11 protein-coding genes are annotated in these 14,618 nt (G+C 48.7%); 6 read left to right on the forward strand and 5 right to left on the reverse strand.

The features are described 5' to 3' along the window. Positions 1-290 precede the first annotated feature (290 nt). The gene (locus tag IEW74_RS01230; protein WP_188660316.1) at positions 291-584 is read left to right on the forward strand and encodes a DUF3253 domain-containing protein; all 294 of its coding nucleotides are present in this window, start codon (positions 291-293) and stop codon (positions 582-584) included. Between the two features lie 183 nt (positions 585-767). On the opposite strand, the gene IEW74_RS01235 is transcribed toward IEW74_RS01230, so the two are convergent. The 3 genes from IEW74_RS01235 to IEW74_RS01245 all read right to left on the reverse strand — a co-directional run bounded on the left by IEW74_RS01235 (position 768) and on the right by IEW74_RS01245 (position 5,700). Beyond that, on the reverse strand, positions 768-1,727 hold the full coding sequence (locus IEW74_RS01235) for a ribonucleotide-diphosphate reductase subunit beta (RefSeq protein ID WP_188660319.1): 960 nt from the start codon (positions 1,725-1,727) through the stop codon (positions 768-770). 41 nt (positions 1,728-1,768) lie between these two features. After that, positions 1,769-3,622 carry a ribonucleoside-diphosphate reductase subunit alpha gene (locus IEW74_RS01240; RefSeq protein ID WP_188660929.1) on the reverse strand — a complete coding sequence of 618 codons (1,854 nt, stop codon included), beginning with the start codon at positions 3,620-3,622 and terminating at the stop codon, positions 1,769-1,771. 377 nt (positions 3,623-3,999) lie between these two features. Then, positions 4,000-5,700, reverse strand: a complete 1,701-nt coding sequence (locus IEW74_RS01245) for a hypothetical protein (protein ID WP_188660322.1) — start codon at positions 5,698-5,700, stop codon at positions 4,000-4,002. A 256-nt stretch (positions 5,701-5,956) separates the two neighbouring features. On the opposite strand from IEW74_RS01245, the gene IEW74_RS01250 reads away from it, so the two are divergent. Further along, on the forward strand, positions 5,957-9,535 hold the full coding sequence (locus IEW74_RS01250; protein WP_188660325.1) for an AsmA family protein: 3,579 nt from the start codon (positions 5,957-5,959) through the stop codon (positions 9,533-9,535). A 4-nt stretch (positions 9,536-9,539) separates the two neighbouring features. On the opposite strand, the gene IEW74_RS01255 is transcribed toward IEW74_RS01250, so the two are convergent. Beyond that, on the reverse strand, positions 9,540-9,968 hold the full coding sequence (locus IEW74_RS01255) for an acyl-CoA thioesterase (protein WP_188660328.1): 429 nt from the start codon (positions 9,966-9,968) through the stop codon (positions 9,540-9,542). A 279-nt stretch (positions 9,969-10,247) separates the two neighbouring features. Between IEW74_RS01255 and IEW74_RS01260 the strand changes: the two genes are divergently transcribed. Beyond that, positions 10,248-11,654: an NAD(P)H-dependent flavin oxidoreductase gene (locus tag IEW74_RS01260; RefSeq protein WP_188660331.1), complete on the forward strand. Its 1,407-nt coding sequence runs from the start codon at positions 10,248-10,250 to the stop codon at positions 11,652-11,654. Between the two features lie 146 nt (positions 11,655-11,800). Continuing rightward, a complete protein-coding gene (gene irrA, locus IEW74_RS01265; RefSeq protein ID WP_188660334.1) occupies positions 11,801-12,220 on the forward strand; it encodes an iron response transcriptional regulator IrrA in 420 nt (139 codons plus the stop codon). Positions 12,221-12,306: 86 nt separating this feature from the next. On the opposite strand, the gene IEW74_RS01270 is transcribed toward irrA, so the two are convergent. Then, on the reverse strand, positions 12,307-13,062 hold the full coding sequence (locus IEW74_RS01270) for a tetratricopeptide repeat protein (protein ID WP_188660337.1): 756 nt from the start codon (positions 13,060-13,062) through the stop codon (positions 12,307-12,309). A gap of 54 nt (positions 13,063-13,116) precedes the next feature. Between IEW74_RS01270 and IEW74_RS01275 the strand changes: the two genes are divergently transcribed. Next, positions 13,117-13,977 (forward strand): SDR family oxidoreductase, encoded by an 861-nt coding sequence (locus tag IEW74_RS01275; protein WP_188660340.1) that lies wholly within the window; start codon positions 13,117-13,119, stop codon positions 13,975-13,977. Then, a complete protein-coding gene (locus IEW74_RS01280) occupies positions 13,970-14,608 on the forward strand; it encodes a trimeric intracellular cation channel family protein (protein ID WP_188660343.1) in 639 nt (212 codons plus the stop codon). Before IEW74_RS01275 ends, IEW74_RS01280 begins: the two co-directional genes overlap by 8 nt. Positions 14,609-14,618: the final 10 nt, after the last annotated feature.

A 14,618-nucleotide genomic window follows, 5' to 3' on the forward strand; every position in this document is an offset into this window, starting at 1 on the left:
AAAACTTATCCGTCTGAACCCTAAGATCCTCTGTCTAAGCCCTTGTTTTGCCGAAGCTTTTTGAGAGCCCCTCCGAGGCAGCGCCCCGTTGGTGAAGCCGGGTTATAAAGACCTCAATCAACCCTGTAAACACCTTTTTTCAAAAAAATGAAAAAAAAGGTCAAATAAACTGACACATTACACTTAAGTCATTGTTTTTACAATATAATTTAAATGGTATTATTTGAATTAACCGGGACTCGGTGAATGCCCCTTACATAAAACACATAAGCTATGATAAAGATAACGCCATGACACAAGATAATGATGAGACGGAATTGCCCGTCACCGACCCCATCGTCACCGGCATTCTTGATGCGTTGGCAGGCGGGTCCTCACTGACCGTAGAACAAACCGCACGCGCCATTGCCGAACAACGGCGCAAACCCAAGGATGGCCCGCAGTTATGGCGCAAGTACATGCTGGCGGTTAAACAACAGGCCATGCATCTGGGTAAAACCGGACAAATTGAAATTGTCCATAAAGGCGAAGTCATCGACCCGGATAATTTCAAAGGTCGGGTTCATCTGCGCCTGAAAAAGTAATACGGTCGCGTTACAGACCAACAAAAAAGCCCCTTTCATTTCGATAAGGGGCTTTTTCTATATTTGGCGAATCATTTCACTTTAGAGCATGTCTCATTTAATCTAATCAGAAGACATGCTCTAACTTATTGATTTTACGCAAATACGTCGTCGTAATCTGTTTCAGATTACTCGGGATTTGCTCTAATCGAAGGCATCATCCCAAGTGCCTTGAGTCGCGGCCTTGGAATATTCAGTTGCGCGATTTTCAAAGAAGTTGGCATGTTCCACCGCATTGAGCATGGCATCCAGCCACGGGATCGGATTCTTATCGATATGATATTGCGGGGTCATGCCCAACTGTTCCAAACGACGGTCCCCGATATACCGGATATATTGCTTCACATCCTCGGCGGTCATACCTTCCACGGCGCCCATTTCGAAGCATAAATCAATAAAGGCATCTTCATGGGTGATAATGGTCGCACAGGCCTCATAGAGGCGACGATACAATTCATCACGATCAATCTCGGGATTCTCTTCCAGAAACGTGCGATAGAGCTTGATGATCGAATTACAGTGCAGCGTTTCATCACGAACCGACCATGTAATGATTTGCCCCATGCCCTTCATCTTGTTCAAACGCGGGAAATTCAGGAGAATCGCAAAACTGGCAAACAATTGCAGACCTTCTGTAAACGCCCCAAAAACGGCCAGTGTTGTCGCAATGTCAATTTTAGTTTCAACACCGAATTGCTGCATGTAGTCGTATTTGTCTTTCATTTCCTTATATTGAAGGAAAGCCGCATACTCGGTTTCAGGGATTCCGATGGTATCAAGCAAATGCGAATAGGCGGCAATATGAATGGTCTCCATATTTGAAAAAGCCGCCAACATCATTTGAACCTCGGTCGGTTGGAACACGCGGGTGTAATGACGCATGTAACAGTTATTGACCTCAATATCGCTTTGCGTGAAAAAGCGGAAAATCTGTGTCAGCAGGTGACGTTCGCTTTCCGTCAAGTTCTTGTGCCAGTCTTTGACATCATCCGCCAGAGGGACTTCTTCAGGCAACCAGTGGACCTGTTGCTGGGTCAACCAGGCTTCATAGCACCACGGATAACGGAACGGCTTATAAACGGGATTCGCATCCAGAAGGGACATCTTTTCTTTCTTTCACTATACGTTCGTCTCAGCTCAGCGCCTTACTGACAAGCCAGACATTCTTCATATTTGTTTTCATCACTTAAAGGCAGGCGCGGGTTATCCGGCGTTTCCACTTTTTCCAGCAACACGCGCAAACTTTCCGGCACATGATCTTTGGTGGCGACAACCTCCGCCCGCTGAATGGATTTGGAGCGACAATAATAAAGGCTTTTCAATCCGCGCTTCCAAGCCTGATAGTGCAGTTGATGTAAATCGCGTTTGTGAACATTGGCAGGCAAGAACAGGTTTACAGACTGGGCCTGATCAATAAATTTCGCCCGGTCCGCCGCCAGATCAACCACCCAAATCTGATCCAGTTCAAAGGAGGTTTTAAAAATATCTTTTTCATCCTCACTCAGGAAATCAAGATGCTGAACAGAGCCTTCCTGCACTGTAATCGAGGTCCATGTCTCTTCATCATTTTTGCCATAGCTTTCCAAAACAGCCGCAAGATAAGGGTTACGGACGTTAAAGGAGCCGGACAAGGTTTTATGCATGTAACTGTTGGCGGCAATCGGTTCGATCCCCGGTGAGGTTCCGCCGCAGATAATCGAAATGGACGCCGTTGGCGCAATCGCTGTTTTGCAGGAGAAACGCGCCTTCATGCCATATTCTGCGGCATCGGGGCAGGAGCCCCGTTCGTCCGCCAAAACTTCAGAAGCCTCGTCCGCTTTTTTCTGAATATGAGCAAAGATATTACGGTTCCACGCTTTCGCCAGCGCCGATTCAAAAGGAACGCGATTTTTTTGTAAAAGAGAATGGAACCCCATTACCCCCAACCCAACACTGCGTTCGCGCATCGCTGAATATTTCGCACGCGCCATTTCATCCGGGGCATTCTGAATAAAATCTTCCAGAACGTTATCAAGGAATCGCATGATATCTTCGATAAAGCGAGGATTGTCTTTCCATGCTTCATAGGTTGCGAGGTTCAAAGAAGACAGGCAACAAACGGCTGTGCGTTCTTCCCCATGATGATCGATCCCTGTCGGCAAAGTAATTTCAGCGCACAGGTTTGAGGTTTTTACAGTCAATCCGGCCAGTTTGTGATGTTTCGGCAAGGCCGTATTCACATGGTCGGAATAAATAATATAGGGCTCGCCCGTTTCAATACGAGCCGTCAAAATACGAATCCACATGGCGCGCGCCTTAACACTGCGCATCACCGTTCCATCATGTGGGGACAGCAATTTCCAATCTTCATCATTTTCAACCGCACGCATAAATTTATCGGACAGGAGAACACCATGATGCAAATTGGGAGTTTTTCGGTTGGGATCCCCCCCGGTCGGGCGGCGAAGTTCGATAAATTCTTCCAGTTCCGGGTGCGTGTCGGGCAAATAAACCGCTGCGGACCCACGGCGCAAAGACCCCTGAGAAATCGCCAGGGTCATGGAATCCATCACACGAATGAACGGAACCACACCGGAGGTTTTTCCCACGCGTCCCACCGGTTCGCCGATAGAACGCAAGTTCCCCCAATAAGACCCGATGCCGCCACCTTTGGCAGCCAGCCAGACATTTTCTGTCCATAGTCCGACAATACCGTCCAGCGAATCACTTGCTTCATTTAAAAAGCAGGAAATGGGCAAGCCACGGGTTGTTCCACCATTCGATAAAATCGGTGTCGAGGGCATAAACCACAGACGGCTCATATAATCATAGATACGTTGAGCATGCGCATCATTATCCCCGTATGCTGAGGCCACACGACCAAATAAATCCTGATAGCTTTCTTCTGGTAACAAATAACGGTCCGCCAAAACCGATTTACCAAATTCGGTCAGATATTGATCGCGGCTGTGATCCACATGAACTTGTGCTCCACCTTGAACCTGAACCACATCAAGCATACTTGATTCCACTTTTTTTACGCCTCCGTTTTTGCGTACGATGTCATTTGTATATAGGAACAAAAATCTGTGCCGCGTGAAACACCACGCTCATCATCTTGTACCTTGATCTCGCGATTTAAAGACCGCCCGGGCTGATTCGCAGAGCGACCGCCGCGATTCCCTTGGGGAACGGGCGGTCGTTGGAGCGTTTTGCGTTTAAAAAACATTCCAAGATCAGCTTTCTCGTATCCCAGATATTGTGGGTGAGATGACTGCCTGTCAACAAATTATAGTGATTCTAATGATTTTTTACAGTTCTGAAAAATTCCGCCTGCAAAACAGGCCGCACAACAACTGGACTTCTGAATTTAGGACAAGAATTATGGGTAAACGAACTATCGGATAAACAACAACGCGCGCTCGATACCTTCATCAATCGTTGTTTGAATTTCTTCGCCGAGGAAAACGCCTTCCTCTTCCTGTTCTTTTTTCAGGTTCTTAATTTCACCTAAAATTGTCAGTACTTCTTCCACGATTTGTTTGGCTGCGCCTTTAAGCTTGTCACCTTGGCGCTTTAACAAGTTCTCGGACGCCTGAATACGTTTGCCCACTTTTGAGGCATGAACCGTTTCATGCACAAAAAAGTAATCTTTCAGCGCAGGTTTTAGTTTCTCGGGACTCAGGGTCGTATCGTTCAGGCAGGACAAAACATACTTTGCGTGCTCCATCGGTCGACGGCGCAACTCGTCCATTGTCAGAGGCAAGCGATCAACAACAAAGTTCTGCGACATGCAGGCCGCCTGTAGCATATTAATGTCAAATTTGTTTTTGCGTTGAAACAACACCACGATCACCAGATCAAAAAAGATGTTGTCATAAAATTTATAAAGGCGCGACAAGTTGGTCACAACCGGGCCGACATCGGGTTTTTCCTGCTGATTAACGATCTGGCTGATACATTCATATTCTGTTTCAAATTGCTTTTCGCTCAATTGCAAAGCATAGGACAGCAAACCGAAACTAAAATGCTGGGACAGATTAAACACGCCCTGACTTTCCAGCCTTTGCCATTCTTTATGAACCCGGATCGGCGTTGTTTCTTTCTGTTGTGCCTTTGCCTTAACGGATTCTTTTTTATCCTTTTTACCAAAGGCAAAAACTTTTTTCAGGCTGGATCCCAGCCCCCCGGAAGACTCATCGCGTTTTTTTGCACCGAAGACTTTAATTTCCTGTGGTAACCCCGCAATCCCGGCACGCGCAATTTCGCCCGCCCAATCATCAAACGCCAGACCGACAATCCCGTCAATATCGCGATAGCGGTCTTCCCTATATAAACGCAGAACCTCTTCATCATTGTCTGAACTGTCCGTATGGCTATAGACTCTACGCGACAACAAATCGCGTTTCTCACGGATTAATTCGACAAAAGGTTGTCGTAAAATTTCAGGGAAACGAGGCGACAGTAAAAACAAAGGCGGCACACCATCTTCATGGATCCCGCTGATCTCAACAGCCTTGCCTTTTTCAACAACCGTACTGTCCCCACGCAAAAAGGCCAAGCGTTTACACAAACGATTATAAGCGTAATCAATCAGGATTTTTTCTTCGCGTTCGTAAGCAAATTTTTTTGATACAGGTTTATCAGGTGCGCTCAATAGCGCAGAAGGCGGTTCGTTTTTTTCAGGCTCGGAAACAGCTTGGGGGGCTTGCGCCGGCCCCTCCGTTTCAGTCTGTCTTTCGACTTCTATCGGTTTACGCCCAGCGGCTTGGATACGCTTAATTGTATTGGCCAGCGCATTTTCCAATTCCCCCGCCCTTTTACGGGCAAAAGCCGAAAATTCCTGATCCTTAAATGCAAGGCACTTTTCAAGAAAACTCAGGGCCGTCTGAACCTTCACCAGAATATCCGGTGTTAAATCCCCTGCCTCGTGATTGGCCAATTCCGATAAAATCTGGGTCACCGCATTATCAATGACAGCCATCAGCGTGACTTTATCCGTATTCGGCCCCAAATTCATCAACTGGGCAAAAGCATTCACACCACCGACAGGTGCACTATCGGTTCCTGATGATCCTTCTTTTGGTGGCGTAGGCATGCGCATCACCCTAGTAAAACGTCCATTTTAGCTATAGTTATTTACGATGTTATTTATCAAATTATGATCATCTATAAGTTATAGTTCAAGTCTTTCAAAGGTTATTTTTTCGAAACCTGAGTAAGTTCTCCTCAATTTACAGTTTCCAGCTCTGGTTGACGGAATTCAATTGTTTATGATTATTAACAAAAGTACTATCGTGCCTTATCCACAAACTGTTATGGATACGAACTGATTTTCAATAGGGTTATTTGTCGTGAAGAAAGTTCTAATCGCGCTGTGCATCTTTGTCCTTGTTCTGGCTGCGGCGATTCTCGTTATTCCAAGTTTTATCGATTGGTCCGGTCATCGCGCTGAAATCGCCAAAAAAATAAAAGAAGCAACCGGTCGCGAACTGATCATCGGTGGCGACATTGCCTTCACGGTTATTCCTTCCCCTGTCTTAAAAATCGGCGATATCCATCTTGCCAATGCGGCAAATGCCAGCAGCACGGATATGATTGCGGTTGAACAGCTTGACGTACGTGTCTCCTTACTGCCTTTGTTGGCAGGCAACATACACGTACAATCTATCCGCCTCATTCGCCCTGTCATTCAGTTAGAAGTTTTGGAAAACGGCAAAGGTAACTGGCTATTTGCGACAGACAACACCGCCTCGGACGACATCGAAACAACAAAGCAAAGCAATGATCCGGCCTTTATCGAAAACGACACCTCCAAGACATCTTCCCTACCTATTCAAATCGACAACCTGATCATTGAACAAGGCCAACTGGTTTATCTGGACAAAGCCAATGACATCCGCGAAGACGTGCGCGACATCAATAGTCGGTTTGCCATTGCAGGCTTGAACGGCCCGTTCGAAGCCGGAGGAACAATGTTGGTGCGTGGTATTCCGCTTGGCATTGAAGGATCGATCGGACAAATCATACACGGGCGAACCGCATCGTTTGCCACGCAAGTCAGGTTTGCGCATGGCAACACCAGCACCCGCATCACCGGCACCCTCGTCAACCTTGCCGAAGGTCCTAAAATCAGTGCCAAGCTTGATTTAAAAGGCGATAGTCTCGCCGGTTTTATCAGTGCCTTCCAAAAAACAGATGAAATGGCAGGCGGACTGGACCGTTCTTTTTCCGCCCGTGGCGAGATGACTTACGGCCCCAATGGCTTAAGTCTGGGCAAAGACGGCCTCGCCCTTATGGTGGGGGAAGATCGGGGCACTCTGCATGTTGAGTATGAGAAAAAAGAGACCAAACAGCTGAATGTGAAAGCCAATTTCAGTAAAATTGACGGGGACGCGTGGTTAAATGCATCTCCATATCAAGTCATTGAGCCCACCCCTTTAGCCCCGGTTATCACCTTATCCACCAAACAATCCCAGCAGGGCAGTCGAATTTCGGCGGCAATCGGCAGCGTTCAAACACCTGCCCAGAAATCATCCGTAAAAGCCCCCGCTGCGCCGAACATTCCAACTGATCTAAATGCGACCCTTGCCATTAATATTGATGCCCTCTTATTCAAAGAACAGGCAATCAGACAGGCACAGGCCAATATATCCCTGACACAGGGGGAAATCGCGCTTGAACGTCTGTCCGCCATTTTGCCGGGGGCAGGTGAATTAACCGTTCTGGGCGTTGCCGGAGAGCGCGCTGGGAAACTTGGCTTTGATGGAACACTGGATTTAAATGTCGCACATTTGCGCGGTGCGCTTGATTGGCTTCAAATCGACACCAGTCATGTCCCGCTGGAACGTCTGCAACAAGTCACTCTTAAATCAGATATCAGTTTAACCGGTGAAGAGCTCCATCTTCTGAATATGGAAACAAAACTGGATGGTTCCACTCTGAACGGTGGCCTTACCATCGCCTTGCAATCCAGACCTTCCTTCGGGGCCTCTTTTCATTTGGATCAATTAAATCTGGATGCCTATCTGCCTGCACAAGGGGCCACACACACACACACGAAAAATCAAGACAACGCGGAACAAACCGGGTCTGCCAAAGAACCCCCCGTTCAAAGTCCCGCCGCCCCCGTCCTGCAATCCTTGAGGTTACTGAATACTTTTGATGCCAATCTTGAACTCAGCGCAGCTCAAGTTGTCTATCGCAAACAAACCATCGAAGACATCCAGATAAACGCCACGGTTTTTGATGGCAAACTGGATATTCAAGATGCCCATATCAAACAGTTGGCAGGTGTTCGTCTGGCAGCCAAAGGCGGCATTGCGCCCTCAGAAGACGGTTATCATGCCAACAATCTGTTTCTTTCCCTTGATGCATCTGGTTTCACAAATGCAGCGACGCTCATTGGCCTTCAAGATGCTCTTGACTGGTCCAAGGTCGGCACCGGGAATGCCAGTATCACCTTGAATGGCCCTGTTTTATCCCCCGATATGGATATTAACGTAACCGCCCTTGGCACCACCTTGTTTGCCGCAGCCAAAGCAGACCTGCTTCCGTTGCCCAAAGCAGAAGCCAGCATCAACCTTGCCATTTCCGATTTTGCGAAATTAACCCAAGGTCTTGGAGTGAGCTATCGCCCGCGCGGTCCCCTGACAAAACTGGATATCAGCGCGGACCTGAATGCGGACCTGACGCAAACCAACCTGAAAAACATTGTTGCCCAAATTGGGAAAGAGCAAGTCAGCGGACATATTCTTTTTAAACAACAAGACAGGCCGCACCTTGATGTCAACTTGCAAACCGATCACCTAAACGTCACGCCGTTTTTACCCAATGATCCTCAAACCACGTCAAAGACGCCAACGTCCAATACATCGCAGCCGTCTTCACAGACCGCCCCCCCTTCAAACCGTTGGTCAAAGGATATGATTGATTTTGGCTTCATGCAAAACATGGACGCTGATCTTCAACTAAACGCGAAACGGCTTCTCTATAAAAAGGTCGTTCTGGATAATCTGGTCCTAACCGGGCAGTTAAAAGATGCGGAACTCAATATCAGTGATGCCAGCGCCAACCTGTTTGGTGGACAAGCCAAAATCGTCTCAAAAATTGTCGCGGGCGAAACAAACGATGTTCAGGCCACGGTCGATGCCAGCGGCCTGAAACTAAAATCCCTGCTCAGCCAAACCGGTTCAACAACGCTTGCAGATGGCACATTGGCCCTGAAGACAACGCTCGTCACCCAAGGCAAAAGCGAGAATGATTTTGTTTCCAATCTGAATGGGAATGGTGCCCTCAACCTGAATCAGGTTTCCGTTTCTGGTAAAAATTCAGGCGGTTCCCTTTTCGACATCCTCAATCTCTTGGCGACCCTATCCGGTAAAGACCCTGCAAAAGGTTTGGCCGACATTGCCATTCAATCCGATATCACTAGGGGTGTTGCGAAACTCAGTCAAGCGAGCCTGACGTCCCCCATTGCGGGGGGAAGCGCACAAGGTCAACTGGATTTGCCCAAATGGTATATGGATGTCAGCGGGACCTTAAATATCAAGCAAAATGCCTTGATCGGCCTGTTGGCACAAAAAGCGAAAATGAAACAAGATTATCCCTTCGCCCTGAAAGGACCACTGGATGCCCCCAATGTGAAATTGGACACCGGCAGTCTCAGCAGTGGCGGCGGGTTGATTATTCCCCTGCCCGATAAGTTAGAGAAAAAAGGCTACGGCAATCTTATTCGCGGTCTCATCGGTGCATCCGGCGGTCAAACACAATCTGAAGAAACAACAACACCGACAACACTGCCTGCTCCACAAAGCGACAGTGAAACACTCGCCCCGCCACCACCGCCCAGTGCCGCAAACGACAACACGCTGCCCCTCAGTCCAGAACAACAATTGTTGCAAGGCATTGGGGACTTATTGCGCAAAAAATAAGGGTTTATCGCAAATAAGCCTGCAGGTTTTCTCTAAGATCATCCGGTAAAGGGACGGATTTTTCATTTTGCGTATCCGCCCAGACCATCACATTTTCGATGGTGCTGAAACACTTATCGTTACAGAAAAGCCCCTGTTCGATAACAACGGATGAATTGCCAATTTTGCGCACGAGCGTACCGATTTTCACTTTGCCGGGATAATAAGCCGCCGCGAGATAATGAATGGTGATTTTCGCGATCACCCAACCGATACCGTGGCCCCCAGTACTGCCCGGATAAACCGTTTCCAAAAAATCAACCCGCCCACTTTCCGAATAAGTTGCAAAGGCCGTATTATTCACATGACCAACGCGATCCAGATCGGCAAAGCGAATAACCTCATCCGTCCAATAGGAATAACTTTCCATCTTTCTTAGGACTAACTCATTCACGTTATTGCATCCTTTTGCTATACTTAGAATATTTCTAACAGGAGTCTTTGCCATCTGTACAGTGTCACAAAACAACAAAACTGTTTTGAAGTTCTTAATTTCCAGATGAAGGGTTGAAAAACTCCTCCTTAATGGCGATTTGAGGCTGGTAAAGGAATCCATTTTCCTATAGTGTCCGGCCCAAATGAATATATATGTAATATCGATTACATAGCTGTATTTGCCTGTAACATGATTGGCAGACCTGAATGGGGATGCATCTTGAAGTTGGAGATGACCGTGAAGTCCATTAAACCTGTTCTCATTTCTGGACGTGAAGTACACCCGATTATTGAAGGGGGCAAAGGTGTTGCCGTTTCAAATGGTCGCAGTGCAGGCGCGTTTGCCGCTGCCGGATGTGTGGGTACATTTTCCGGTGTCAATGCCGACTCTTATGACGCGCAAGGCAATCCCATTCCGCAGGTCTATCACAGCAAAACCCGTAAAGAACGTTTCGAAGAGCTGATCGCCTACGCCATTGAAGGCGGCATTGCACAGGCCCGTATCGCACACGAAGCTTCCAACGGCGAAGGCCGCCTGCATATGAACACCTTGTGGGAAGCCGGCGGCACTGAACGTATCATCCACGGCGTTCTCGAAGGGGCCAAAGGTTTAATCCACGGCGTCACTTGTGGCGCGGGCATGCCTTATAAAATGGCGGAACTTGCCGCACAGTATAATGTTTATTATTACCCGATCGTCTCCAGCATGCGCGCCTTTCGCGCCCTGTGGAAACGCTCTTACAGCAAATACGCCAATCTCTTAGGCGGTGTCGTCTATGAAGATCCGTGGAAAGCTGGTGGTCACAACGGCCTGTCCAACGCCGAACGCCATGACGAACCGCAAGACCCGTTCCCGCGCGTTGCTGAAATCCGCAAATTTATGAACAGTGTCGGTTTGAACGATGTTCCTGTCATCATGGCAGGCGGCGTTTGGTATCTGCGTGACTGGGACGAATGGCTGGATAACCCGGAAATTGGCCCGGTGGCCTTCCAGTTTGGTTCTCGTCCCTTGTTGACGCAGGAAAGCCCCATTCCCGATCATTGGAAACAACGCCTGTTGAACCTGAAAGAAGGCGATATTTCGCTAAACAAATACAGCCCGACAGGTTTCTATTCATCACAATTGAATAATGACTTCCTGAAAGAACTCGGGGCGCGTGCCTCCCGTCAGGTGGTCTTCGCCCGTAAACCGACAGAAGACCTCAGCGCGGAAGTTAAAGTCGGCGCACGTGGTCGCCCGATCTATGTCGCGCCAGACCAACAAGCCAGCGTTGAAGGCTGGATTGCGGCAGGTTACACCGAAGGCATGCGTACACCGGACGACACCATGATTTTTGTCACGCCGGAACGTTCCCGCGAAATTCTCGCAGATCAAGCCGCCTGCATGGGTTGTCTGTCTGCCTGTAACTTCTCCAACTGGGCGGATAATGAAGGAAACACGACAGGCCGTCTGGCCGACCCGCGTTCCTTCTGCATCCAGAAAACATTGCAGGATATTGCACATGGCGGGTCTGTGGACAACAACCTCGCCTTTGCCGGGCACAATGCATTCAAATTTGCCAATGACCCGATTTTCCAATCCGGGCGCGAAGGCAAATTCCCCACGGTTGAACAGCTTATTCAGCAGATATTGACAGGAAACTGATTTTTTTTAGGGTTAATTGACCTGTATCAATTTTTCTTCAAACGGTTTCTGACATATTCAGCGCAATGTTGAAACATTCTAATTTTAAAGTACGAATTTCTTCATAGAATATGTCATAACCGTTTAGTCGATAACAGGTGGTTAACATGGAAAAAATACGCCCTTTCAGTCACGCGTTAGACCGTCTACGTGATGCTGGTCTTCGCCCGACACGTCAGCGCCTCGCCCTTGCAAAATTATTGTTTGATGACTGCGACCGTCATATCACAGCCGAACAACTGCACTCCGAAGCACTGGCAGGCAATATCCGCGTTTCCCTGGCGACCGTTTACAACACTCTTCATCAGTTTACTTCTGCCGGCCTGCTGCGCGAAATCGTCGTCGATGCGGGTCGCTCCTACTTTGACACCAACACAACCTGCCACCATCATTTCTTTGATGAAAACACAGGTATCCTGTCTGATGTGCCGGAAGGTCAACTGCAAGTCACCGGTGTTCCCACACCGCCCAACGGTTCCGAAGTGGAAAGCGTTGATGTAGTGGTGCGTATTCGCGCTGCATCATAATTCGATAGAGCTGTCTCTTTCGAATTACAAAGCCGGATTCTGGGGGGGATCCGGCTTTTCCTTTTTTAAGATCAAAGGGCGACCCGTCACTCCATCGTCTTTACATCCATCCTTTCAAGATTCAACCGCGCTGTTTGCGCTGTCTCGCTTTGCGGATCGATCTCAATTGCCGACATCCAGTCTTGCCGGGCAAGGTCATTGTGGCCTTCAATACGGTAGAGCATGCCGCGCTCCAACAGCGCATCCGCATTGTCGGGCATCAGGGCCAGTGCATGATTGATATCGCGCCATGCCTCTTCAAAATTTTCTGTCAGACGATAGATTGTGCCGCGAAAGACATAGGCATCCACAAGGTTTTCATCCAACGATACAGCCTTGTTCAAATCATCCAGCGCGTCCGTGTAATGTCGTGTACTAGCGCGCACATGGGCCCGGTCTACATACAGGTCGGGATTGGTTTCATCCAAATTAATCGCGGTACTGAGTACAGCACGGGCACGGTCATTTTCATTGGCCAGAAACCAGCCTTGTGCGGCTTGTGCCAGAATTTGTGCCTTAAACTCCTTGGATCGACGTGACGTGTCAGCAAGCTGTTCCATGCGTTGTGCGCCTGTTTCATATCGCTTCATCGCAATGAGCGCACTGGCGATACAATGTTCTGCCGCTTCACCGCCGCCTAAACCTTTCCACGATAAACCGCTATCAAAAGCCTTATGTGGCGCTTGACGAACAAGCTGCATACAGGCTTTATACTGTTTCGCATGATCAATCGGTTCGGCCTGCGCTGCGACTGCGCACAGGGACAAAATGACAGTGACGGATAGAAAAGCCTGACGTTTCACTTCAAACCTCTTAACATATTGAGAAACACTTTTTCTTTGTAACGGGTTCACAACATGAACACACTCTTTATCTTCGGCATGGGATTCAGTGCCGGACATTTCGCCCACCGAATGAAAGCCAAAGGCTGGAACATTATCGCCACATCGCGCGAACCGGTCGCCGTTGAGGGAATCGACCTCATCGCATTTGACGGGACAAAACCCATTACCGATTTTCACGAACGGCTCAAGGATGTGACCCATGTCTTGCATTCCATTCCGCCACACAAGGAAACGGGCGATTGCGTCTTCAATCTACATGCCCGTGATCTGGAAAAATTGCCGAACTTAAAATGGATGGGATATCTGTCCACCACCGGTGTCTATGGCACCGCTGGCGGGGCTATGGTAAATGAAGACAGCCCGCGCCACCCCACAAGTGCCCGCGCACGCGCACGCAAGCAGGCCGAAGACAATTGGCTTTCCACCCGCCTGCCCCTGCATATCTTCCGCCTTGCCGGTATTTATGGTCCCACCCGGTCCCTGTTCGATTCGATTGCCAAAGGACGCGCCAAAGCCATAGATAAACCGGGCCATGCCTTTTCGCGCATCCATGTCGAAGATATCGCTGGTGTTCTGGAAGCGTCTATCCTGAAGCCCCATCCGGGCAGCGCCTATAACCTGTGTGACGACGAACCATTGGAACCGCTTGCAGTTTTAAAAACGGCTTGTACCCTTATGGGGGTCGATATGCCCCCGGTTCAGTCCTTTGAAGAAGCCGCCAAAGAAATGAGCCCGATGGCCTTGACCTTCTGGAATGACAACAAGCGGGTCGATAACAGCAAAATAAAAACCGAACTGGGATACGTCCTGCAATATCCCGACCACCGCAGCGGTCTGGAATCCGTCTGGGCGGAGATGCAAAAGAATGTATGAGTTCTTTCACGATCCGATCTACTTCCTCACCATGATAGGCACTGTTGTTTTTGCCTTGTCCGGGGCAATGGCTGCGGCGCGTAAGGAGCTGGACATCTTTGGCTTTATTATCGTCGGCCTTGCCCCGGCGGTGGGGGGCGGGACCGTGCGCGATCTTTTGCTAAATGCCGAAAAGGTCTTTTGGATTGAAGATTTGAATTTCCTGTATGTCGTCATTGTCGTTGCCGTCATTGCCTTCTTTCAGGTTCATCGGCTGGAAGGCAAACGTTACACCCTGTTGATGTGGGCCGATGCCTTTGGGTTGGCGCTTTTCACCATTATGGGGACGCAAATTGCCATGACATATGATATTCACCCCGTCATGGTTGTTGTCATGGGGATGATCACCGGCACATTTGGCGGTATGGTACGCGACATCATCTGCAACGAAGTCCCCTTTTTGCTGCAAAAGGAAATCTACGCCCTCGCCGCGATTGTCGGCAGTTGTGCTTATCTATTTTTCCTGCATTTGGGATTGGACGAACAAGGCGCAATGGTTATCAGCGTTGCGGCGACCTTTATTGTACGCGGCCTTGCCATTGTATTTGGCTGGAGCCTTCCGCCCTATAAAGCTGGTGGAAGTCCCACATGAATATCGAAAA

This window comes from Terasakiella brassicae (assembly GCF_014641495.1).
In the GTDB taxonomy this organism is placed as follows: domain Bacteria; phylum Pseudomonadota; class Alphaproteobacteria; order Rhodospirillales; family Terasakiellaceae; genus Terasakiella; species Terasakiella brassicae.

Excerpts from the sequence above, each read along its gene's own strand:
- IEW74_RS01240 (WP_188660929.1), bottom strand. The coding sequence starts at position 3,622 with ATGCTTGATGTGGTTCAGGTTCAAGGTGGAGCACAAGTTCATGTGGAT.
- IEW74_RS01245 (WP_188660322.1), bottom strand. The coding sequence starts at position 5,700 with ATGCCTACGCCACCAAAAGAAGGATCATCAGGAACCGATAGTGCACCT.
- IEW74_RS01275 (WP_188660340.1), top strand. The coding sequence starts at position 13,117 with ATGAACACACTCTTTATCTTCGGCATGGGATTCAGTGCCGGACATTTC.
- IEW74_RS01280 (WP_188660343.1), top strand. The coding sequence starts at position 13,970 with ATGTATGAGTTCTTTCACGATCCGATCTACTTCCTCACCATGATAGGC.
- IEW74_RS01230 (WP_188660316.1), top strand. The coding sequence starts at position 291 with ATGACACAAGATAATGATGAGACGGAATTGCCCGTCACCGACCCCATC.
- IEW74_RS01235 (WP_188660319.1), bottom strand. The coding sequence starts at position 1,727 with ATGTCCCTTCTGGATGCGAATCCCGTTTATAAGCCGTTCCGTTATCCG.
- irrA (WP_188660334.1), top strand. The coding sequence starts at position 11,801 with ATGGAAAAAATACGCCCTTTCAGTCACGCGTTAGACCGTCTACGTGAT.